The following is a 22,024-nucleotide window of genomic DNA, read 5'->3' as shown; positions in this document are numbered from 1 at the left end:
CGGATATGAGTCCCGTCCTCGCTGGAGTGCTCCAGCTCCTCGCCCTGGTCGCCGCGCTCGGTCTGTCGTACCGGCCGCTGGGTGACCACATGGCGCGTGTCTACTCCTCGGAGCGGCACTACCTGCCCGAGAAGTGGATCTACAAGGCGATCGGCGCGAATCCGTCGGTGGAGATGCGCTGGCCCGCCTACCTGCGCGGCGTGCTCGCCTTCTCCGCGGTGAGCGTCCTCTTCCTCTACCTGCTCCAGCGCGCGCAGGGCTTCCTGCCGGGGTCGCTCGGCTTCGCCTCCATCGACCCGGACCAGGCGTTCAACACGGCCGCCTCCTTCGTCGCGAACACCAACTGGCAGTCGTACTACGGCGAGCAGGCCATGGGTCACGTCGTGCAGACCGGCGGCCTCGCGGTGCAGAACTTCGTGTCGGCGGCCGTCGGCATCGCGGTCGCGGTCGCGCTGGTCCGCGGCTTCGCCCGTTCCCGTACCGGTGAACTGGGCAACTTCTGGGCCGACCTGGTCCGCGGCACCGTCCGGGTCCTGCTGCCGATCTCCGTGGTCGGCGCCCTGGTCCTCGTCGCCTGCGGGGCGATCCAGAACTTCTCCGGCATCCACGAGGTCGGCCGGTTCACGGGCGGAACCCAGCAGTGGAACGGCGGGGCGGTCGCCTCCCAGGAGGTCATCAAGGAGCTGGGCACCAACGGGGGCGGCTACTTCAACGCCAACTCGGCCCACCCCTTCGAGAACCCCGACGGCCTGTCCAACCTCTTCGAGATCTACCTGATCCTGGTCATCCCCTTCGCGCTCACCCGTACCTTCGGCCGGATGGTCGGCTCGCTCCGGCAGGGGTACGCGATCCTCGGCACGATGGCGGCCGTCTGGCTCGGCTTCACCGCGCTGATGATGTGGACGGAGTTCGCGCACCACGGCCCGGCGTTCGACCTGGCCGGCGGCGCGATGGAGGGCAAGGAGACCCGCTTCGGGATCGCCGGCTCGTCGATCTTCGCCGTGGCGACCACGCTCACCTCGACCGGCGCGGTGAACTCGTTCCACTCCTCGTACACCGGGTTCGGCGGCGGGATCACGATGCTGGGCATGCAGCTCGGCGAGATCGCGCCCGGCGGTGTCGGGTCCGGCCTCTACGGCATGCTGATCATGGCGGTCATCGCGGTGTTCGTCGCCGGACTGATGGTCGGCCGCACGCCCGAGTACCTGGGCAAGAAGATCGGCACCCGCCAGATCACGTTCGCCGCCTGCTACATCCTCGTCACCCCCGCCCTCGTGCTCGGCTTCACCGCCGTCGCGATGGCCCTGCCGACCCCGGCCGGCTCGATGACGAACACGGGCGCGCACGGTTTCTCCGAGATCCTCTACGCCTACACCTCCGGCGCCAACAACAACGGGTCCGCCTTCGCGGGCCTGAACGCGGACACCCAGTGGTTCAACACGACGATCGGCATCGCGATGCTGCTCGGCCGCTTCCTGCCCATGGTGTTCGTCCTCGCCCTCGCCGGCTCGCTCGCCGAACAGCAGTCCGTCCCCGAGACCGCGGGCACCCTGCGCACCGAGAAGCCGCTGTTCGCCGGACTCCTCGTCGGCACCATCGTGATCATCACCGGTCTCACCTACTTCCCGGCCCTGGCGCTGGGACCGCTCGCCGAAGGGCTCGCAGCATGAGCACCATCACCCCTCCCCGGACGCCCCACCCGGACGTGCCGACCGGACCGCGGCCGACCTCCGGCGGCCGCGTCGGCGGGGGCCTGTTCGACCCCCGGCATCTGCTCACCTCCCTTCCGGACGCGCTGCGCAAGCTCGACCCGCGCGTCATGATCAAGTCGCCCGTGATGTTCGTCGTGCTCGTCGGCTCGGTGCTCACCACCGGACTGGCGGTCGCCGACCCGGGAGACTGGTTCGGCTGGGCCATCGCCGCGTGGCTGTGGCTGACGACGATCTTCGCGAACCTCGCGGAGGCGGTGGCCGAAGGCCGCGGCAAGGCGCAGGCGGACACCCTGCGCAAGGCCCGGACCGGCACCGTGGCGCGCCGGATCACCAGGACCGGCGAGGAACGGGTGCCCGGCACCGAGCTCCGCGTCGGGGACAGGGTGGTCTGCGAGGCCGGTGACGTCGTCCCGGGCGACGGCGACGTCGTCGAGGGGGTCGCCTCCGTCGACGAGTCGGCCATCACCGGCGAGTCGGCGCCGGTCATCCGGGAGTCGGGCGGTGACCGGTCCGCGGTGACGGGCGGCACGAAGGTGCTGTCCGACCGGATCGTCGTGAAGATCACGACGAAGCCCGGCGAGACCTTCCTCGATCGCATGATCAACCTGGTCGAGGGCGCGTCCCGGAAGAAGACACCCAACGAGATCGCCCTCGACATCCTGCTGGCGTCCCTCACCATCGTGTTCCTGCTGGCCGTCGTCACGCTCAAGCCCTTCGCGATCTACGCCGGCGCCGACGAGCAGACCTCGATGATCGTGCTCACCGCGCTCCTGGTCTGCCTGATCCCGACCACGATCGGCGCGCTGCTCTCCGCGATCGGCATCGCCGGCATGGACCGCCTCGTCCAGCGCAACGTGCTCGCCCTGTCCGGGCGGGCCGTCGAGGCCGCCGGCGACGTGTCGACACTGCTGCTCGACAAGACCGGCACCATCACCCTGGGCAACCGCCAGGCGGCGGAGTTCGTCCCGGTCGAGGGCGTCACCGAGGCCGAACTCGCCGACGCCGCCCAGCTGTCCTCGCTCGCCGACGAGACCCCCGAGGGCCGTTCCGTCGTCGTCCTGGCCAGGGAGAGGTACGGGCTGCGCGAACGCCACCAGGGCGAGTTCGCCGGTGCCACCTGGATCGAGTTCACGGCCCGGACCCGCATGTCGGGCGTCGACGTCGACGGCCGCCGGACCCGCAAGGGCGCGGCCGGCGCCGTCATCGCCTGGGTCCGCGAACAGGGCGGCGAGGTCCCCGCGGATGCCGCCGCCCTGGCCGACCGGATAGCCGAGGCGGGCGGCACACCGCTCCTCGTCGCGGTCGAGGACGAACGGGGCGCCCGCGTCCTCGGTGTCGTCCACCTGAAGGACGTCGTCAAGGAGGGCATGCGCGCACGCTTCGACGAGCTGCGCCGGATGGGCATCAGGACGATCATGATCACGGGTGACAACCCGCTGACCGCCAGGGCGATCGCCGAGGAGGCCGGCGTCGACGACTTCCTCGCCGAGGCCACGCCCGAGGACAAGATGGCGCTCATCAAGCGCGAACAGGCGGGCGGGAAGCTCGTCGCCATGACCGGCGACGGCACCAACGACGCGCCGGCGCTGGCACAGGCGGACGTCGGCGTCGCGATGAACACCGGCACCTCGGCCGCCAAGGAGGCCGGGAACATGGTCGACCTCGACTCCGACCCGACCAAGCTCATCGAGATCGTCGAAATCGGCAAGCAACTCCTCATCACCCGAGGTGCGTTGACGACCTTCTCGATCGCCAACGACGTCGCGAAGTACTTCGCGATCATCCCCGCGATGTTCGCGGTCGCCTACCCCTCGCTGGACAGGCTCAACATCATGGGGCTGGCCTCACCGGAGTCCGCGATCCTGTCCGCCGTCGTCTTCAACGCGCTGGTCATCGTGGCCCTGGTCCCGCTCGCCCTGAAGGGCGTCCGCTACCGGCCCACGAGCGCCGACCGGCTGCTCCGCCGCAACCTCGGCCTCTACGGACTCGGCGGCCTGGTCGCCCCCTTCGCCGGCATCAAGCTCATCGACCTGCTCCTCTCCCTCATCCCCGGAATCGGCTGATCGTCGTCATGAACAACTCGGTAGGAAACACCGGCCGCGTGCTCTGGGCGGGCCTGCGTGCCCTGCTCGTCCTGACCCTCGTCTGCGGCGTGCTCTACCCGCTGGCCGTCACCGGCGTCGCCCGGCTCGCCTTCCCCGGCAAGGCCGACGGGTCCCCGATCAGGGACGGCGGCGGGAAGGTCGTCGGCTCCGAGCTCATCGGCCAGACGTACGACCTGCCGCTGAAGGACGGGCAGGAGACGCCCGAGCCCGACCTGCGGTGGTTCCAGCCGCGCCCGTCCAACGGGCTCAGCAGCAACAGCGTCAACACCCAGTACAAGATCATTCTTTCCGGAGCCACCAACCGCTCGGGTGACAACGCGGACCTGATCAGCTGGGTCACCGACGCGAAGGCGGCCGTCGTCGCGGACAACTCCACCGCGGGCCACCCGGTGAAGCCGTCCGACGTGCCGGCCGACGCCGTCACGTCCTCCGGCTCCGGCCTGGACCCGCACATCTCCCCGGAGTACGCCCGACTCCAGGTCCGCCGGGTCGCGGAGAGGAACCACCTCCCCGTGGAGCGGGTCGAGAGGCTCGTCGCCGACCACACCGAGGACCGTCTCCTCGGCTTCGTCGGCGAGCCCCGCGTCAACGTCCTGAAGCTCAACATCGCCCTCAGGTCCCTGGTGGCCGCCGCGGGCTGACGCCGGCACCCGGGTGCGGTCCGCCCCGGCGGACCGCACCGTCGGCCCGCGGGGCCGGCCCCGCGGGCTCACGCCCCGGAGATCTCCGGCTCCAGGGACACCGCGACCAGCCGGTCGCTCATCGAGGCAGGATCCCGGCCGGTCACCGCCGCGCGGTAGTCCCGCACGGCCGGGTCCGAGAGGGTGAGCGTCAGCACCGGGCAGTCCTGCGCGTCGTTCGTCCGCTCCGGCGAACAGGCACCCACGGTGAACAGCGTGTAGCCGGGGCAGAGTGCCGCGGCCGGCAGCTCCACGTCGAGCGACAGCGTCTTGCCGGGGGCGATGCGGAAGCCGCCGGGCGGGGGAGGCACCGCCTCGGAGGGGACGTCGTCCGTGACGACCGTCGCCGTGAGCCCGCGGACGGAGGCCCGTCGGCCCTCGCCGTGCGGGCCGAAGACGTCGAGCGTGACCCGGCCCGCGGACACCGGGGCTCCGAGGAGGAGAGGACGGTGCCCGACCGCGACCGCCATGTGGACGGTGAAGTGCGGCTGGCCGCGCCCCGGTCCCGGGTCCTCGGCGCCGTAGCCCCCGTAGGCCAGCTGCGGAAGCGCGTCCTTCTCGCCCTCGCCGACCGCCGCGGGCCGGGGTCCGTCGTCCACCCGGCACTTGGAGAGCTGGGCGGTCGCGCCGCCGGGCAGCGCGGCGTCCGGGAGCGGGGTGGCGGGGACGGGCGGCAGCGCCGGCGTGTCCCCCCGGGACCGGGTGGACGGGAACGACAGCATCGCAACGATCACCAGCAGGGCGACCACGGGCACCGTGAGGAACAGCCAGGAGCGCGGGGAGAGACGGAACATTCAGCCACGCACCCGCATGCCCGCTCGTGCGTGCCCGCCACGCCGTCGGCCGTCCACCGGAATCCACCCTGTCACCGTGTTCACGCTTCGTTCAGCGCGCGCCGGGCACGAAACGTCACTCGGCCGCGGGTCGGGCGGCGGAGCCGCCCCGGGCCCACAGCGAGCGCACATGGCTGAGATGGCGGACCATGCACGCCTCCGCGCCCATCGCGTCGCCGGCCAGCATGAGGTCGAGGAGTTCCAGGTGCTCCTCCGCCGAGGGCAGCAGCTCACCCCGCTCGTCCAGCGCGGTCAGGCCGTACAGCCGGGACCTTTTGCGCAGGTCGCCGACGGTCTCGACCAGTCGCTGGTTACCCGACAGGCCGAGCAGCGTGAGGTGGAAGCGGCGGTCGGACTCCAGGTACCCGATGAGGTCGTGGGCCCGGGCCGCCGCCACGATCTCCTCGGCGATCGGGCGCAGCGCCCTGAGGTCCGCGCGGTCCGCGGTGAGCGTGACCCGGCCGACGGTCGGCACCTCGATCAGCAGCCGGATGTCCGTGTACTGGTCGAGATCGCGCTCGTCGACCTCGGTGACCCGGAAGCCCTTGTTGCGCACCGGCTCGACCAGTCCCTCGCGTGCGAGGTCGAGCATGGCCTCCCGGACGGGGGTCGCGGACACGCCGAAGTCCTCGGCCAGGCCGGGTGCCGAGTACACCTGGCCGGGCCGTAGTTCACCGGATATCAGCGCGGCCCGCAGGGCGTGGGCCACCTGGTCGCGCAGCCGCTCGCGCGTGGTGATGAGATGGCTCGTCTTCAGATGGCCCATGTGCCGTTCCCCGACTTCCGCTTGTCACGCCCGGCTTCCGGATCCGGGCGGTGCATCAGCGTACAATGTCACGTTTTCACGGTCGTCGACAGAGCCGGGACCAGGCAACGGCGCCTCGCCCAGGGCCGGTTCGCGCGCACGTCAGAGCAGGAACCCGCCGGGGAACGGGTCGTCCGGGTCCAGGAAGTACTGCGCGGTACCGGTGATCCACGCCCGCCCGGTGATGACGGGAACCACGGCGGGGACGCCGCCCACCTCGGTCTCCTCGACCAGCCGGCCGGTGAACCGGGTGCCGATGAAGGACTCGTTGACGAAGTCCTGTCCCAGGGGGAGCAGTCCGCGCGCGTGCAGCTGGGCCATCCGCGCGGAGGTCCCGGTGCCGCACGGGGAGCGGTCGAACCAGCCCGGATGGATGGCCATGGCGTGCCGCGAGTGCCGGGCGTCGGAGCCGGGCGCGGTGAGGTACACGTGCTTGAGCCCGCCGATCTCCGGGTGGACCGGATGAACGGGCCGGTCGGACTCGTTGATCGCCGCCATGATCGCCAGGCCGGCCGCGAGCAGGTCCTCCTTGCGCTCCCGGTCGAAGGGCAGGCCGAGCGCGTCCAGGTCGACGAAGGCGTAGAAGTTGCCGCCGAACGCCAGGTCGTACGCGACGGTACCCAGGCCCGGCACCTTCACCTCGCGGTCGAGGGCGGCGCAGAAGGCGGGCACGTTGGTGAGCGACACCTCCTTCGCGGCGCCGTCCTCGACCCGGACCTCCGCCCGCACCAGCCCGGCGGGGGTGTCGAGACGGACGGTGGTCACGGGTTCGCTCACCGGCACCATCCCCGTCTCCACCAGGACGGTCGCCACCCCGATCGTGCCGTGCCCGCACATGGGCAGGAGCCCGGACACCTCGATGTAGAGCACCCCGAAGTCGGCGTCCGGCCTGGTCGGCGGCTGGAGCAGGGCGCCGCTCATGGAGGCGTGGCCGCGCGGCTCGTACATCAGCAGCGTCCGCAGGTGGTCCAGGTGCTCGAGGAAGTGCAGACGGCGTTCGGCCATGGTGGCGCCGGGGATCACCCCGACACCTCCGGTGACGACACGGGTGGGCATGCCTTCGGTGTGCGAGTCGACGGCGTGGAACACATGACGGGTGCGCAACGTGGGGACTCCTCTCGGTGCCGGATCGGGTCAGCGGCGGCCGTCGGCGACGGCCTTCTCGGTGGCGGCCCGTACGTCGGCGGCGACGGCACCGGCGAGGGGCGAGCGCGGCGGGCGGCACGGGCCGCCGGTGCGCCCGGCGATGTCCATGGACAGCTTGATCGACTGGACGAACTCCGTCCTGGAGTCCCAGCGCAGCAGCGGGTGCAGGGCCCGGTAGAGCGGCAGCGCGTGCTCCAGGTCGCCGGCGACCGCCGCGTGGTAGAGCTCCGCGCAGGAGGCCGGGAAGGCGTTCGGGTAGCCCGCGACCCAGCCGACCGCGCCCGCCACGGCCAGTTCGAGCAGTACGTCGTCGGCGCCGATCAGCAGGTCCAGTTCGGGGGCGAGTTCGGCGATCTCGTAGCCGCGGCGGACGTCGCCGCTGAACTCCTTCACGGCCACGATGTGCCCGGCCGCGTGCAGTTCGGCGAGCAGGGCGGGGGTGAGGTCCACCTTCGTGTCGTGCGGGTTGTTGTAGGCGACGACCGGAAGCCCGGCGGCGGCCACCTCGGCGTAGTGCGCCCGGACCGCCCCGTGATCGGCACGGTAGGCGTTGGGCGGCAGCAGCAGGACGGAGCCGCAGCCCGCCTCGGCGGCCTGCTCGGCCCAGCGGCGCGACGCGGCACTGCCGTAGGCCGCGACACCGGGCATCACCCGGGCCCCGTCGCCCGCGGCCTCGACCGCCGTACGGACGACCCGGGCGCGCTCCTCGTCGGTCAGGGTCTGGTACTCGCCGAGCGAACCGTTGGGCACCACGCCGTCGCAGCCCTGGTCGAGGAGCCAGCGGACGTGGGCGGCGTACGCGTCGTGGTCGACGGACAGGTCGTCCCTGAAGGGGAGGGCGGTGGCGACCATGATGCCGCGCCACGGGCGGGAGGGGGTCCAGTGCGGGGAGGCGGGGGAGGTGGTCATGGAGATCCCTTCCGGAGGACGAGTGGTGGGCCGGGGTGCCGGCGGTCTGTCGGTCAGGGCTGCGGACGTCGCCGTACGTGCCTTCACGGCTGCCGCGGGCCGTCGGGGGTGTCGGCAGGGGTGTCGGCGGGGGCAGGAGCGGAGGCATCGCCGGGTGCGGGTGCGGGTGCGGATCCCGGGGGCGTGGCCGTGTCCGTGGGTGCCGGTCGCGGCGGGGCCAGGGCCGCGAGGGCCCCCAGGGTCACCGGGACGGCCAGCGGGCGGCGTTCGGGCGAGGCGGGCAGCGGCGGGCCGCCGGTGGCCGGTGCCGCACCGCCGCGGGCCAGACAGGCCACGGCCGCGCCGCACACGCGTCCCTGGCACCAGCCCATGCCCGCCCGGGTCAGGAGCTTGACCGAGCGGGCGTCGCCCGCGCCGAGGTCCTCCACCGCCTCGTGGATCCGGCCGGCGGTGACCTCCTCGCAGCGGCAGATCTCCGTCGTGTCGTCGAGCCAGTGCCGCCAGCCCTCGCCGGGCGCGTGGGCCGCGGCCATCAGCGCCGCGAAGGCCCGCAGCCGGGTCCGCGCCCGGAGCAGGGCCCGCAGTCGCCCGCGCGGGGCCCCGGCGGTGTCGCCCCGCAACCGGCGTGCCACCGCGAGAGCAGCCAACTCGCCCTCTATCAGCGCCAGTCGGGCTCCACCCGGGCCGGCCGTCTCGCCCGCCGACCACACTCCGGGCACCGAGGTCGCCTGACCCGCGTCGAGGACGAGGGCCGGCGCGTCGTCCGCGGTGCTGCGCACGGCGCAGCCGAGTGCGGTGGCCAGGTCGATCCGGGGCACGAGCCCGTGCCCCACGGCCACGGCGTCGCAGCGGACGATCCGCCCGGTGCCGGGCACCGGCCGCCAGTCACGGTCCAGCCGGGCCACGGTCACGGCCTCCACCCGTGACGTGCCGTGCGCGCGGATCACCGCGTGCCGGACGTAGGCGCGCACTCCGTGCCGCAGGAGGGGTGCGAGGTGCCCGACGGCCTCGGCCGCCTTGCCGGGCGAGGCCGCGAGGACGCCCGGCCGGCGTGCGTAGCCGAGGTATCCCGCGGCCTCCACCAGGGCGGGCACCCGGGCTCCCGCCGCGGTCAGCGACGAGGCCACCGCGAGCAGCAGCGGCCCGCTGCCCGCGACGACGACGCGCCTGCCGGGCAGGACCAGCCCCGCCTTGAGCATGGCCTGGGCGCCGCCCGCCCCCACGACTCCGGGCAGGGTCCAACCGGGGAAGGGCAGGTGGCGCTCGGACGCGCCGGTCGCCAGCAGCACGGCCCGTCCCCGTACCGGCTCCGGGCGGCCGCCCTCGCCGTCGGGGCCGGTGGCCGCGTGCACCGCCCAGCCCGCTCCGCCGGCGCCCGTCGCGGGGCCGGCGAGCCGCTCGGCCACCACCGTCCACACGTGGTGCTCCGGCAGATGGACGCCGCCGCTCGCCTCCCATCGCCGGCGCAGTGCGGCGAAGGCCGGCCAGTCGTGGTGCAGCGCCTGCGGCCGCGTGGCACCCAGCGCGGGGGCCGGTTGGCGGTAGAACTGGCCGCCCAGCCCCGCGTCCCCGTCGAGCAGGGCCACCGAGAGGCCCTGCTCGGCGGCGGTGACCGCGCCCGCGAGCCCGGCCGGGCCCGCGCCGACCACCACGAGGTCGTACGGCTCGGCGGGGTCGCCGGTACGGGCGCGCCCCGCCGGTCCGGCGGACCGGCCGTCAGGAGCGGTCGAGCGCGTCACGGCCGTGTCCCTCCTGGCGGGTGACGACGTCGCCGGGCGTGGCCGGGACGAGACAGGCCCGCCGGTTGGGCTCGCCGTTGACGGTGACCAGGCAGTCGAAGCACTGGCCGATACCGCAGAACGCCCCGCGCGGACGCCCGCCGACCCGGGTGGTGCGCCAGGCGGTGATGCCCGCACCCCAGAGCGCGGCGGCGAGCGACTGGCCGGGAAGGGCGTCGACGGGCCGCCCGTCGAAGGTCAGGACGAAGGCCGGTCCGGTCCGCGCGTCCACGAGCGACTGCGGTGTGCGGTGCCGGGCCGGGCGGGGCGTGAGGCGACGGAACATGCTCTCTCCCAGTCGACGGGGAACGGTGTGCGGGGCGTCGGGGTTCATGCGGGCCCGCCGGCCCGGTGCGGGTCCGCGCCGTCCGGAGCGAAGCGCCCCGGGCGGAAGGGGCGGGCGTCGAGGCCCGGATCGGCGCCGGTCAGGAACCGTGCGACGAGCAGTCCGGTGGCCGGGGCGAGCCCGATCCCGGCCCCTTCGTGTCCGCAGGCGTGCAGCAGCCCCCGGACCCGTGCGTCCGGGCCGATCGCCGGCAGGTGGTCCGGCAGGTACGGACGGAAGCCCGCGTACGCGCGCGTCACCCGCACCCCGGCCAGCACCGGGAACAGGCGTGCGGCTCCCGCGGCGAGCCGGCCGAGGGCCTCGGTCGACAACGAGCGGTCGAAGCCGACCCGTTCACGGCTCGCGCCGATCAGGATCGGTCCCGCGGGGGTTCCCTCGACGACGGGGGAGGTCTGGAGCGCGGCGGAGTCGCTGGCGACGTCGGCGACGTAGTCGGCCGCGTACACCTTGTGCCGCACCAGCGCCGGCAGCGGCTCGGTGACCAGGACGAAGCCGCGGCGGGGGAGGACCGGCAGTTCGGTGCCGGCGAGCCGGGCCAGCGCGCCGCCCCAGGCTCCGGCCGCGTTCACCACGTACGGGGCATGGACGGAGGCGCCGGTCGAGGTGCGGACGCCGCGGACCGATCCGTCGGGTCCGGTGAGGAGGGCGGTGACCTCCTCACCGAGGCGGAGTACGGCTCCCGAGGCGCGCAGCAGCCGGGCGGCGGCCAGCGCGGGCTGCACCTGGGCGTCCTGCGGGTAGTGGAAGGCGCCGGCCGGGCCGTCGGCGAGACGGGGTTCCAGGTCGTGGAGCCGGTCACCCGGGACCTCGTGCGCCTCGACGCCCGCGGCGCGCTGGGTCGCCGCGAACCGGCGGAGGGCGTCCAGCCCCGCCCCGTCGGACGCGACCACCAGGCCCCCCTTGGGCTCGAACTCGGCCCGCCCCCGCAGCGGATCGGGCAGTTCGCGCCACAGGCGGTGCGAGAGCAGGGCGAGTTCGAGCTCGGGGCCGGGTTCCTTGTCGGAGACGAGGAGGTTGCCCTCGCCGGCCCCGGTCGTGCCGCCCGCGACCGGGCCCCGGTCGAGCACGGTGACGGACAGGCCCGCGCGGCCGGCGTAGTAGGCGCAGGCCGCGCCGATCATGCCGGCGCCGACGACGATGACGTCGGGCGCCGTGGAGGAGTGTCTCGTGGGCACGGCGGTAATATTTCACATGCCACTGTGCTTGCCAAGGGTCCCAACACCGGCCGTCCGCAGCGGATTTGGACCGTCCCGGCAGCCGCAGGACCGCGCGCACCGCCGGGAGCCGCACGGGACGGCGGCGCCCACGGCTCCCGGGAGCCGCGCGGACGGACCGCGCCGCCGGGAGCCGCGCGCCGCCTTCGCGGGCCGCTCGCCGCGGGTCAGCCGTCGAGCAGTGCGCCCATCCAGGACTCGACCGCGTCGGCGGTACGGGGCAGGGCGCCGGACATGAGCCGCGCCCCGTCCTCCGTGATCACCAGGTCGTCCTCGATGCGGACGCCGATGCCGCGCAGTTCGGGCGGCAGCGTCTCGTCGTCGGGCTGGAGGTACAGCCCGGGCTCGACGGTCAGGACGTGCCCCGCGGCCAGGGTTCCGTCCCGGTACTCCGCCGCCCGGGCCCGGGCGCAGTCGTGCACGTCGAGTCCGAGCATGTGCCCGCTGTTGCACAGCGTGTAGCGCCGGTGCAGGTCCCCCCGCGGGTTCTTGAGCACGCCCCAGTCGGCGAGGCCCTCGGCGATGACCCGCACGCACGCCCGGTGGAAGTCCCCGTAGGCCGCGCCGGGGCGCAGCGCGGCGATCCCGGCCTCCTGGGCGGCCAGGACCAGGTCGTACACCTGCCGCTGGACGGACGAGAAGCGGCCGGACAGGGGCAGGGTGCGGGTGATGTCCGCGGTGTAGAGGGTGTCCGTCTCCACGCCCGCGTCGAGGAGCAGCAGGTCGTCCTGGTGGAGCCGGCCGTCGTTGCGCGTCCAGTGCAGGACGCAGGCGTGGGCGCCGGAGGCCGCGATGGTCTCGTAACCGGTGCCGTTCCCTTCGGCGCGGGCGCGCAGGTCGAAGACGCCCTCGATCCAGCGCTCGCCCCGCCGGTGGGTCAGCGCGCGGGGGAGGGCGCGTACGACGTCCTCGAAGCCGGCCGTCGTGTGGTCCACGGCGGCCTGCAGCTGTGCGACCTCCCAGTCGTCCTTGATCAGACGCAACTCACTGAGCGCGGAGGCGAGTTCCGGGTCGGTGGCGGCATCCCGCCCGGGCGGCGGCAGCGCGAGGCGGTCCAGGTGCGCGCAGCGGATGCCGGTGAGACGTCCGGCCTCGGCGAGGTCGGGGCGGCGGCCCACCCAGAACTCACCGTAGCGGCGGTCGCGGTAGAACTCCTCGCCCCGCTCGCCGCCGTCGCGCGGTGAACGTGGCCGGATGTACAGGACGGCCTCGTGCCCCGCCCCGTCCGGCTCCAGTACGAGGACGTGGCCCGCCTGGTCCTCCCCGGTCAGGCCGGTGAGCCAGGCGTAGGCGGAGTGCGGGCGGAAGCGGTGGTCGCAGTCGTTGGAGCGGACCCGCAGTTCGCCCGCGGGGACGATCAGCCGCTCGCCGGGGAAGCGGGCGGACAGCCGGGCACGCCGGGCGGGGGTGAGGCCGGCGCCGGGGGCGCGGGTGCCGTCCGGCAGCGGTGAGGGCGCCCAGCCCTCGGTCATGAAGGCGGCGAGCTCCGGGGACACCGGCAGGTCGTGACCGGCGGTGTACGGGCGCGCGGGCGTCTCGGTCATGGGCAGCACTCCTGAGGGTGGGAGGCGGTGCGGGCGTGGCACGGCGCGGCAGGGTCGCGAAGGCCGGCCGGCGGTATCCGGTGTGACGGATAAGGAAACTGACGGTGCATGAGGCTTCTCAGTGCAATTTCACATTGCTATGTTACACGCCGTGCCGCGGCCTCCAAGGGTTCGACGACCGCAACACCCTTGGCCCCGCGGGCAGTTCGGCGTTCCCACCCACCCCCCATGTCAGGAGACCTCGTGTCCCAGCACAGAGTCCTGCGCTCCACCCTGATCGCCACCGCCCTCGCGGCTTCACTCACCGCGCCCCTCGGGCAGAGCGCGCAGGCGGTGGGCCGCGAGGTGCCCGCCGCCTTCGCGGCCCGGCAGACCCCGCCGGCCGCGCCGGTGTCGTACGTCCCGAAGCCGCACGACGAGGTCGAGCGTCTGGGCAAGGCTCCCGTGCCGGTGAGCCGGCCGGCCGCCGCACCCCTCGGCGTCACCGCCGGCCGGGTACCCGGCGTCCGGCCCCTCGGGAACGAGGCGAACGCCCGCCGTGCGACGGATCGTTCGGCCGTGACCGCGGCCGGCGTGCCGTGCACGCTCGACGGTGTCACCGGCCTGACACCCACTCAGCTCGCGGACTTCCTCGCGGACCCCGCCGTGCAGGCCGAGGGCTGCCTGCGCGGACTCGTCTGGACCTGGGACGCGCGTCTCGCTCCGGTGATGTCGGATGCCCACGTCCAGGCCGTCGCCGCCCGGATCGCTTCCCTCGCCGCCGGCCACGACGGCACCGGATCCAGCCATCTGCCGGAGATGTTCACCTACCTCCACGCGGTCGCCTACCACGACTTCGGCCGCCCCGAGATCGACATCACGGACGCGCCCACGGTCGAGGCGATACGCGCGGCCGTCGCCGCCTATGCCGCCGCCCCGCGCACCTTCGACGTCACCCCGCAGAACGCCCAGACCCTCCGCGAGGCCCTCTACGCGGCCAGCGCACCGGGGCTGCGGCAGCATCAACTCGGCCTGATCAGCGAGGTCCTGACGCGGATGGACGCGGCACACCCGGAGACCTCCGGGGACCCCGGCTGGGCCGGGGCGGCGCTCGCCGCGCTGTCCGTGAACTACCTCGGCGTCTACCCGGGCAACCAGGACACCGCCTTCCGCGCGGCCGTCGAACGCAGCCCCGGCTACCGCGCCGCGTTCAAGGCCTTCGCCGGCCACACCCATCTGAAGGGCACGGCGAACGAGTGGCTGGTGCGCGACGCCCTCGGCGAGTACGGCCGCTTCGGGCAGATCGACGGCCTGAGGGCCGGGACCGTCGCCGACCTCGGTGCCCTGCTGGCTCCCGTCGAGAGCGGCTTCGGCACCGGCAGCGCCCCCTGGGCCTCCCTGGTCAACTGGCTGAACCACTACGAGGCCTGCGCGCCGTACCGTGTCTGCAAGGCCGACATCGAGGCGCGGATCTTCCCGCACACGTACACCTACGACCAGGGCGCGATCAAGGTCAGGACCGGACTGGACCGGGCCACCGTCGACCAGCTCTACTACGCGAGCAAGCAGGTGAAGGCGCAGTTCCACCGGGTCCTCGGCACCGAGCAGCCGCTGGCCGGCGATCCCAACGCCGTCCTCACCGTCGTGCTGTACGCCTCGCGCCGCGACTACGAGACCTACCACCCGCTCCTGACCGGTATGGGCACCGAGAACGGCGGTGTCTACATCGAGCGAGGCGCCACCTTCTACACCTACCAGCGGCGCGTCCCCCAGGACTCCAGCCTCACCCTGGAAGAGCTCTTCCGCCACGAGTACGTCCACTACCTCAACGGCCGCTACGCCGTCCCCGGCTTCTTCGGCGAGGGTCCGTGGTACGAGAACGACCGCACCACCGCCATGGACGAGGGCACGGCCGAGTTCTTCGACGGCGCCACCCGCGACGACGGCATCGCCGTGCGCAAGTCCCTGGTCCAGGGCGTCATCCGGGACACCGCGGGCGGCGGGCCGCGCATGAGCGTCCACCGGATCCTGCACGCCACCTACGAGGGCGACGGCTTCCGCTTCTACCCCTACGCCGGCACCTTCTTCGAGTACCTGTGGACGGAGCGGCCCGCCCTGCTCCAGGCCATGTACGGCTACCTTCGCGCCGGGGACGTGCAGGGGTACGACACCTGGCGCGACCGGATCGGCCGGGACGCCGGGACCCAGCGCGACTACGACGCCTTCCTCGACCGGCAGATCGCCCGGGTGGACGACCTGTTCGTGCCGGACACGAGCCACCGGCCGACAGCCGGGCTGCGGTACGCGACGGCGGCGGCGATACGCTCCGCCTTCGCCGCCGCCACGGGCAGCACCCCCGCCTGCACGACGGTCGCCGACAAGGTCCTGCCGCGCTTCCGGTGCGCCGGGCGCGTCACGGCGAACCTCGCCGACGCGGGCGATCCGGACCGGGTGTTCAAGGACATGTCCGAGACGGTCGACTACTTCGTGCTCGACCGTAGCCTGCGAGGCGGCGACAACTTCGCGGACATGAACTGCTCGTTCGGCCCGGTGGAGATCTGGTCGGACCGGCGGGCCGGGACCTCGTCCTTCGTCTGCGAGGGCCCGCTGCGCCGCTGAGCCGCGGCGGCGACCCGGAGTACGCCGCAGCCCCCTCCCGGCCGGGCCGGGAGGGGGCTGCGGCCGAAGCGGCGCGGGTCAGCCGAGAGCGGCGACGGCGGCCGTGGCGAAGCCGTGGTCCTGCTCGGGGGCACCGCCGCCGACGCCGATGGCGCCGATCAGCCGGCCGTCGCGGTGGACGGGGAGCCCGCCGGCGATGAAGAGGAGCGGCCGGTCGAGGGCCGTGGTCAGCGAGTGGAAGGGGCCGTCGGGCTTGACCAGGTCGACCAGGTCGGCGGTGGCCGAGTCGAGCTGGAGGGCCGTGTAGGCCTTGCGGGTGCTGGTCTCGCCCGAGACGAGGACCGCCCGGTCGTCTCGCCGGAAGGCGAGGAGGTGACCGCCCGCGTCGAGGACGCTGACGCTGACGGTGACCCCGGCGCTCTCGGCGGCGCGGCGGGCCGCGCTCAGCAGGACCTCGGCGTCCTGCGTGGTCAGCGGGGTGACGGCGGTGGTGGTGCTCATGGTGCTTCCTTCGTGACGCGGTGAACGGTGGGGGAGAGGGTCGGGGGTGCCGGTCCGGTGCGGAACCGGTTCAGTGCCGGCCGGCCGGCGCGGGCGCCGCCTGCGCCGGAGCGGCCTGGGGCGTGGCGCCCTGCGCCACGAGCCGCGTCCGGGCCTTCGTCCGCCGGTCCAGCGAGGCGGCGAGGATCGCGAGGAGCAGGGCGGAGCCGGAGAGCAGCGCGCCCACCCAGTTGGGGGCGGTGTAGCCGAGGCCCGCGGCGATCACGACGCCGCCGAGCCAGGCGGCCAGGGCGTTGCCGAGGTTGAAGGCGCCGATGTTGGCGGCGGAGGCCAGGGTCGGGGCGGCGGAGGCCTGGTCGAGGACCCGCTTCTGCAGCGGCGGGACGGTGGCGAAGCCGAGGGCGCCGATCAGCGTGAGGGTGATCGCCGCCAGGACCTTGTGGTGCGCGGTGGCGGTGAAGACCAGCAGCACCACGGACAGGGCGGTCAGGGTGGTGAAGAGCAGGGGCATCAGGGCGCGGTCGGCGAACTTCCCGCCGAGGATGTTGCCCAGGAACATGCCGATGCCGAAGAGGACCAGCAGCCAGGTCACCGCGCCCTCGGTGTAGCCGGCGACCTCCGTCATCATCGGCGTGATGTAGGTGATCGCCGCGAACACGCCGCCGTAGCCGAGGACGGTCATCGCCATGGCGAGCCAGACCTGGACGTTCTTGAAGGCGGCGAACTCGGAACGCACGTCCGGGCTCTCCGGCCGGCCCGTCGAGGGGACGAGCTTCGCCACGCCGAGGAAGCCGAGCACGCCGAGGGCGGCGACGAGGGTGAAGGTGACGCGCCAGCCCGCGGCCTGGCCGATGGAGGTGCCCAGCGGGACCCCCACGATGTTGGCCACGGTCAGGCCCATGAACATCAGGGAGATGGCGGACGCCTTCTTCTCCGGTGCGACGAGGTCGGCGGCGACCACCGAGCCGATGCCGAAGAACGCGCCGTGGGCCAGCGAGGCCACGATCCGGCCGGTCAGCATCAGGCCGAAGGAGGGGGCGACCGCGGACAGCAGGTTGCCGACGACGAAGAGCCCCATGAGGAAGAGGAGCATCTTCTTGCGGGACACCTTCGTGCCGAGCACCGTCAGCAGCGGGGCGCCGAAGACCACACCGAGTGCGTATCCGGTCACCAGCCAGCCGGCGGTGGGGATCGAGACACCGAAGTCACCCGCGACCTGCGGGAGCACTCCCATGATCACGAACTCGGTGGTGCCGATCCCGAAGGCCCCGATGGCCAGGGCCAGGAGCGCGAGAGGCATGGCGAAGCACCTTCCGTTGATTGCATGCGTTGCTTGCTTGCGTCGACAATAGTTGTGCACGCTGGATAAATGCAAACGCGGGCTAATGCGGGCGCGGGCTGATGCAGGCAAAGGGCAATCAGGTGGCGGCAGCCGCGACGGAGGGCGCGCCGGTGGGGAGCGTGCGTTCGGCGGGCGGCACGGTCGGGGTCGGTCCGCGCGTGCGCCGCGGAGGGCGGCGGGTCCGGCCGTGAACCGTCAGGAGCTGCCGGTGAACCGGCGTACGTACCGCTTCTGCCACGGTGTCTCGACCGCGCCGGGGTGGTAGTGGCGGCGCACGTACTCCACGGCCTCGTCGGCCGGGACGCCGTCGAGGACCGCGAGGCAGGCCAGGGCCGTGCCCGTACGCCCCCGGCCGCCGGCGCAGGCGAGTTCCACGCGCTCCTCGGCGGACCGCTCCCATGCCTCACGCAGGAGCGTCACCGCCTCCGCCCGGCTGCTCGGCAGCCGGAAGTCGGGCCAGCGCAGCCATCGCGCCTCCCACGGGACCTCGGCCGGCGGCTTTCCCAGGAGGTACACGGCGAAGCCGGGCGTCGGCCCGTCCGGCAGGGGGCGGCGCAGCCCGCGCCCCCGTACGAGGCGCCCGGAAGGCAGCCGGAGTACGCCGGTGTCCGTCGCTTCCCAGGTCGCGGTCATGGCCCCACCGTAGTCGCCGCCCCGCCCCGCACGGGGCGGAACGAGGGCCCTGGTGCGGAGCCTCCCGCCGGCCGCGGCCGCGGCCGGGTGTGGACACGTGCGACCCGCGCCGCCGCACTTCACTACGGTGTCCTCCACGTTCCGTCAGGGAGAGCCCATGCAAGCGACCGACACCGTGCCGCCCGTCGAGCCCGAACCGCCCGCCGCGCCCGCTTCCGCGCCCCGGGACGGGCTGCCGCCGGAGGCCGTCGGGCCGCTGGTGCGCGGCATCGGCGTGCTGCGCCTGCTCACCGACGCCGACGGGGTCCTCGGCCTCGGCGCCCTGGAACGCGGCACCGGCCTGGCGCGCGCCACCGTCGACCGGGTGACCGGCACCCTGGCCCGCATGGGGTACGTCCGCCTCGACGGCCGCGACGTCCACCTGGCACCGCGCCTGATGGAGCTCGGCAACGCCTACCTGGCCGGGCTCCGCCTCCCCGCGCTCCTCGGCCCGCACGCGGACGCCCTGGCCGACGCCCTCGACGAGTCCGTCTCGCTCGCGGTCGCCGACGGCGACGGCACCCGCGTCGTCCACCAGTCCACCCGCCGACGCGCGATGTCCCTCAGCTTCCGCATCGGCGACCTGCTCCCCGCCGAGCGCACCGCTCCCGGCGCCCTGTTCGCGGCCGACTGGACGCCGGCGCACTGGGCACACTGGCGGGCCCGCCGTGCCGCGGACCCCCTGGGCGCCGGCTTCCCCGCCGTGCCGTCCGCGACCGGGCCGGACGACACGGAGTTCGCCGCGCGCGCGGCCCTGGCCCGCGAACGGGGCTGGGCCCTGGACGACCAGCTCATCGAACCGGGCCTGGTCGCCGTGGCCCTGCCCGTACGGGGCGCCGACGGAGCCGTGACCTGTGTGGCGAGCGTCGTGAGCCACACCAGCCGGCACACCGCCGCCTCCCTCCGCGACACGGTGCTGCCCCGCCTCGCGGCCGCCGTACGGAGCTGGGAGGAGGTGCTGCGCCCACCGGTCTCGCCGGACGGTGCCGCCGAGGAGGCGCCGCCCCCGCCCTCGGGTCTGGCGGAATGGACCCACGACTCGAAGCAGGAACTCGGCCGGGGGTTCATCGAGTCACTGGCCCGGGGTCTGACGGTGCTGACCGCCTTCGGGGAGGGGCGGGCCGAGCTCCCCCTCGCCGCCGTCGCCGAGGCCACCGGGCTGGCCCGCGCGACCGCCCGGCGTGCGCTGATCACCCTGCGGCACCTCGGGTACGTCGAGGCCGACGGTCGCCTGTTCCGGCTCACCCCCCGGGTGCTCGGCCTCGGCTTCCCCTCGCTGGCCCGCATGCCCCTGCCGCAGATCGCCGCACCCCACCTCGCCGGACTGTCCCGGCGGGTCCACGACTCGGCCTCCCTCGCGGTGCTCGCGGGCGACGACATCCGCTACACCGCCCGGGTGGCCACCCGCCGGATCATGAGCGTCCACATCACCGTCGGCACCCGCTTCCCGGCGCACGCCACCTCCATGGGCCGCGTCATGCTCGCCGGACTCCCGCCCGCCGCCCGCACCCGCTGGCTGGCCGGCACCGAGCGGCCCGCCCTCACGCCGCACACGGTGACCGCCCACCGGGAGCTCGCCGCGATCCTGGACCGGGTGCACGAGCAGGGGTACGCCCTCGTGGACGAGGAGCTCGAACAGGGCCTGCGCTCCCTCGCGGTCCCCGTGCGCGACCGGACGGGAGCGGTGGTGGCCGCCGTCAACGTCGCCATGCACAGCAGCCGGCGCACGGTCGAGGAGTGCCTGGCCGAGGTGCTTCCCGAGCTGCGCGACTGCGCCGCCCGGATCGAGGCGGACCTCTCGACGGCGGGGCGCTTCGCCCGCGTGCCGGAGGTCTGAGCACCTCCGGACCCTCCCGGGCGCGCGCCGATCATCGGACGCGCCCGGTCCTGGGGGCGTCTTGCCGATCTTGCCGGGCTCGCGGTGTCCCGCGACTCCCTCTCCGGCGTTGTCGTCGGTCGGCATGGCTCCGCCATGACTCGCCCCCACAGCCTGCGGCGTGGGAGGGACCCCCATCCTCCGCCTTGGATCCGAAGCCCCGGCACACCGCTCACTGACCCGGCCTGATCGACAAGACACCCCCTCGCCCCGGGGCAGCCGTTCGGCGGCTCCGGCGTGCGCGCGCCGGATGTTGGGCGGAGCATGAACGTGGGGAGGCAGCGGCACGACGGGGGCGACCAGGAGGCTGCCATGCCCGTTCCGGACGGTGGTGATGCGCTCGTCGTCCTCAGGAACGTCGACAAGCACTTCGGCGCGCTCCACGTGCTCCAGTCCATCGACCTCACCGTGCGCCGGGGCGAGGTCGTGGTGGTCATCGGCCCGTCCGGCGGCGGGAAGTCGACCCTCTGCCGCGCCATCAACCGGCTGGAGCCCATCGACTCCGGTGAGATCGCCATCGACGGCCGGCCGCTGCCCGCGGAGGGCCGCGAGCTGGCCGCCCTCAGGGCCGACGTCGGCATGGTCTTCCAGTCGTTCAACCTCTTCGCGCACAAGACGGTCCTCGAGAACGTCACGCTCGGCCAGATCAAGGTCCGCAAGAAGGACAAGAAGGAGGCCGAGCGGCACGCCCGCTCGCTGCTCGACCGGGTGGGGGTGGGGTCCCAGGCGGACAAGTACCCGGCCCAGCTCTCCGGCGGCCAGCAGCAACGGGTGGCGATCGCCCGCGCGCTCGCCATGGAACCCAAGGTGATGCTCTTCGACGAGCCGACGTCCGCGCTCGACCCCGAGATGATCAACGAGGTGCTGGAGGTCATGCAGCAGCTCGCACGGGACGGCATGACGATGGTCGTCGTCACCCACGAGATGGGCTTCGCCCGCTCCGCCGCCAACCGCGTCGTCTTCATGTCCGACGGCCGGATCGTGGAGGAGACGACGCCCGACGAGTTCTTCAACAATCCGCGCAGCGACCGCGCCAAGGACTTCCTGTCCAAGATCCTCCATCACTGAGCGCGGCCGCCCCGCGCACCGCAGCCCCCAAGGGTGATCACCATGAACAAGATCCGGCTCACCAAGGCATGCGTCGCCGGCGCGGCCGCGATGGCGCTCTCCTTCTCCCTGACCGCCTGCGGCGACGACGGCGGAAGCAGCGGCTCCGGCAACGGCGACGACAAGATCACCGTCGGCATCAAGTTCGACCAGCCGGGCATCGGCCTCAAGACCCCGGACGGCACGTACACCGGCTTCGACGTCGACGTGGCGACCTACGTGGCGAAGCAGCTCGGCTACGACCCCGCCGACATCGAGTGGAAGGAGGCCAAGAGCGCCGACCGCGAGACGCTGCTCCAGCGTGGCGACGTGGACTTCATCACCGCCTCGTACTCGATCAACGACGAGCGGGCGAAGAAGGTCGACTTCGCCGGGCCGTACCTGCTGGCCCACCAGGACGTCCTGATCCGCGCGGACGACAACTCGATCACCAAGCCGTCCGACCTGAACAACAAGAAGCTCTGCTCGGTGACCGGCTCCACCTCGGCGCAGAACGTCAAGACGAAGCTCGCCCCGCAGGCCCAGCTGCAGGAGTACGGCGGGTACTCGGAGTGCCTGACCGGCCTGGAGAACGGTGTCATCGACGCCATCACCACCGACGACTCGATCCTGGCGGGGTACGCCTCGCAGCCGGGGTCCGAGGGCAAGTTCAAGCTCGGCGGCTTCAAGATGAGCAACGAGAACTACGGCATCGGCGTGCAGAAGGGCAGCGAGCTCACCGACAAGATCAACGACGCCCTGAACAAGATGGTGGACGACGGCTCCTGGGACGCGGCGGTGAAGAAGAACTTCGGACCCGCCGAGTACCAGAACGAACCCGCCCCGGAGATCGGCGTCATCGTCAAGTGAGGGGTCG

At 73.4% G+C, this 22,024-nt stretch carries 18 protein-coding genes; 7 read left to right on the top strand and 11 right to left on the bottom strand.

Annotated elements, in window-relative coordinates; genetic code table 11:
• Positions 1–5 precede the first annotated feature (5 nt).
• The 3 genes from kdpA to ACGFZF_RS15970 are packed head-to-tail and all read left to right on the top strand — an operon-like array spanning position 6 to position 4,458.
• Positions 6–1,670: a potassium-transporting ATPase subunit KdpA gene (gene kdpA, locus ACGFZF_RS15980; RefSeq protein ID WP_393554428.1), complete on the top strand. Its 1,665-nt coding sequence runs from the start codon at positions 6–8 to the stop codon at positions 1,668–1,670.
• Positions 1,667–3,775, top strand: coding sequence for a potassium-transporting ATPase subunit KdpB (kdpB, locus tag ACGFZF_RS15975; RefSeq protein WP_393554426.1), 2,109 nt, complete (start codon positions 1,667–1,669; stop codon positions 3,773–3,775). The genes kdpA and kdpB overlap by 4 nt, the downstream gene beginning before the upstream one ends.
• An 8-nt stretch (positions 3,776–3,783) precedes the next feature.
• Entirely contained in the window at positions 3,784–4,458 is a 675-nt protein-coding gene (locus ACGFZF_RS15970; RefSeq protein ID WP_393554424.1) for a potassium-transporting ATPase subunit C, read from the top strand.
• Positions 4,459–4,526: 68 nt separating this feature from the next.
• Here the strand turns inward: ACGFZF_RS15970 and ACGFZF_RS15965 are convergent, their stop codons facing one another.
• From ACGFZF_RS15965 to ACGFZF_RS15930, 8 genes are all read right to left on the bottom strand, one after another.
• Positions 4,527–5,291: a hypothetical protein gene (locus ACGFZF_RS15965; protein ID WP_393554423.1), complete on the bottom strand. Its 765-nt coding sequence runs from the start codon at positions 5,289–5,291 to the stop codon at positions 4,527–4,529.
• A 115-nt stretch (positions 5,292–5,406) separates the two neighbouring features.
• Positions 5,407–6,096 carry a GntR family transcriptional regulator gene (locus ACGFZF_RS15960; protein ID WP_393554421.1) on the bottom strand — a complete coding sequence of 230 codons (690 nt, stop codon included), beginning with the start codon at positions 6,094–6,096 and terminating at the stop codon, positions 5,407–5,409.
• Between the two features lie 141 nt (positions 6,097–6,237).
• Complete coding sequence (locus ACGFZF_RS15955) at positions 6,238–7,239, bottom strand: proline racemase family protein (RefSeq protein WP_393554419.1); 1,002 nt, start codon at positions 7,237–7,239, stop codon at positions 6,238–6,240.
• 30 nt (positions 7,240–7,269) lie between these two features.
• Positions 7,270–8,190, bottom strand: a complete 921-nt coding sequence (locus ACGFZF_RS15950) for a dihydrodipicolinate synthase family protein (protein WP_393554417.1) — start codon at positions 8,188–8,190, stop codon at positions 7,270–7,272.
• Positions 8,191–8,273: 83 nt separating this feature from the next.
• Positions 8,274–9,842 (bottom strand): NAD(P)/FAD-dependent oxidoreductase, encoded by a 1,569-nt coding sequence (locus ACGFZF_RS15945; protein ID WP_393554916.1) that lies wholly within the window; start codon positions 9,840–9,842, stop codon positions 8,274–8,276.
• A 64-nt stretch (positions 9,843–9,906) separates the two neighbouring features.
• Positions 9,907–10,254, bottom strand: coding sequence for a (2Fe-2S)-binding protein (locus ACGFZF_RS15940; protein ID WP_393554415.1), 348 nt, complete (start codon positions 10,252–10,254; stop codon positions 9,907–9,909).
• 44 nt (positions 10,255–10,298) lie between these two features.
• A complete protein-coding gene (locus ACGFZF_RS15935) occupies positions 10,299–11,489 on the bottom strand; it encodes an NAD(P)/FAD-dependent oxidoreductase (RefSeq protein WP_393554413.1) in 1,191 nt (396 codons plus the stop codon).
• A gap of 206 nt (positions 11,490–11,695) precedes the next feature.
• Positions 11,696–13,072 carry an aminopeptidase P family protein gene (locus ACGFZF_RS15930; protein ID WP_393554411.1) on the bottom strand — a complete coding sequence of 459 codons (1,377 nt, stop codon included), beginning with the start codon at positions 13,070–13,072 and terminating at the stop codon, positions 11,696–11,698.
• A 243-nt stretch (positions 13,073–13,315) separates the two neighbouring features.
• Between ACGFZF_RS15930 and ACGFZF_RS15925 the strand changes: the two genes are divergently transcribed.
• Positions 13,316–15,670, top strand: coding sequence for a collagenase (locus tag ACGFZF_RS15925; RefSeq protein ID WP_393554409.1), 2,355 nt, complete (start codon positions 13,316–13,318; stop codon positions 15,668–15,670).
• Between the two features lie 78 nt (positions 15,671–15,748).
• Here ACGFZF_RS15925 and ACGFZF_RS15920 read toward each other — a convergent pair whose 3' ends face one another.
• The 3 genes from ACGFZF_RS15920 to ACGFZF_RS15910 all read right to left on the bottom strand — a co-directional run bounded on the left by ACGFZF_RS15920 (position 15,749) and on the right by ACGFZF_RS15910 (position 18,146).
• Entirely contained in the window at positions 15,749–16,171 is a 423-nt protein-coding gene (locus ACGFZF_RS15920; RefSeq protein WP_393554407.1) for a heme-binding protein, read from the bottom strand.
• A gap of 70 nt (positions 16,172–16,241) precedes the next feature.
• Complete coding sequence (locus tag ACGFZF_RS15915; RefSeq protein WP_393554405.1) at positions 16,242–17,471, bottom strand: MFS transporter; 1,230 nt, start codon at positions 17,469–17,471, stop codon at positions 16,242–16,244.
• Between the two features lie 237 nt (positions 17,472–17,708).
• A complete protein-coding gene (locus tag ACGFZF_RS15910; RefSeq protein WP_393554403.1) occupies positions 17,709–18,146 on the bottom strand; it encodes a protein-tyrosine phosphatase family protein in 438 nt (145 codons plus the stop codon).
• 157 nt (positions 18,147–18,303) lie between these two features.
• Here ACGFZF_RS15910 and ACGFZF_RS15905 point away from each other — a divergent pair, with 157 nt between their 5' ends.
• The 3 genes from ACGFZF_RS15905 (at position 18,304) to ACGFZF_RS15895 (ending at position 22,017) form a co-directional block, all read left to right on the top strand.
• Entirely contained in the window at positions 18,304–20,022 is a 1,719-nt protein-coding gene (locus ACGFZF_RS15905; protein ID WP_393554401.1) for an IclR family transcriptional regulator C-terminal domain-containing protein, read from the top strand.
• 351 nt (positions 20,023–20,373) lie between these two features.
• A complete protein-coding gene (locus tag ACGFZF_RS15900) occupies positions 20,374–21,129 on the top strand; it encodes an amino acid ABC transporter ATP-binding protein (RefSeq protein WP_356601719.1) in 756 nt (251 codons plus the stop codon).
• A gap of 42 nt (positions 21,130–21,171) precedes the next feature.
• Entirely contained in the window at positions 21,172–22,017 is an 846-nt protein-coding gene (locus ACGFZF_RS15895; protein ID WP_356601721.1) for a glutamate ABC transporter substrate-binding protein, read from the top strand.
• The last annotated feature ends 7 nt before the right edge of the window (positions 22,018–22,024 follow it).

Origin of the sequence: Streptomyces sp. NPDC048338 (assembly GCF_043201055.1) — a bacterium.
Taxonomy (GTDB): domain Bacteria; phylum Actinomycetota; class Actinomycetes; order Streptomycetales; family Streptomycetaceae; genus Streptomyces.
The sequence above is the reverse complement of the archived record's forward strand: the minus strand, read 5'-3'. Positions and strand labels throughout refer to the sequence as shown.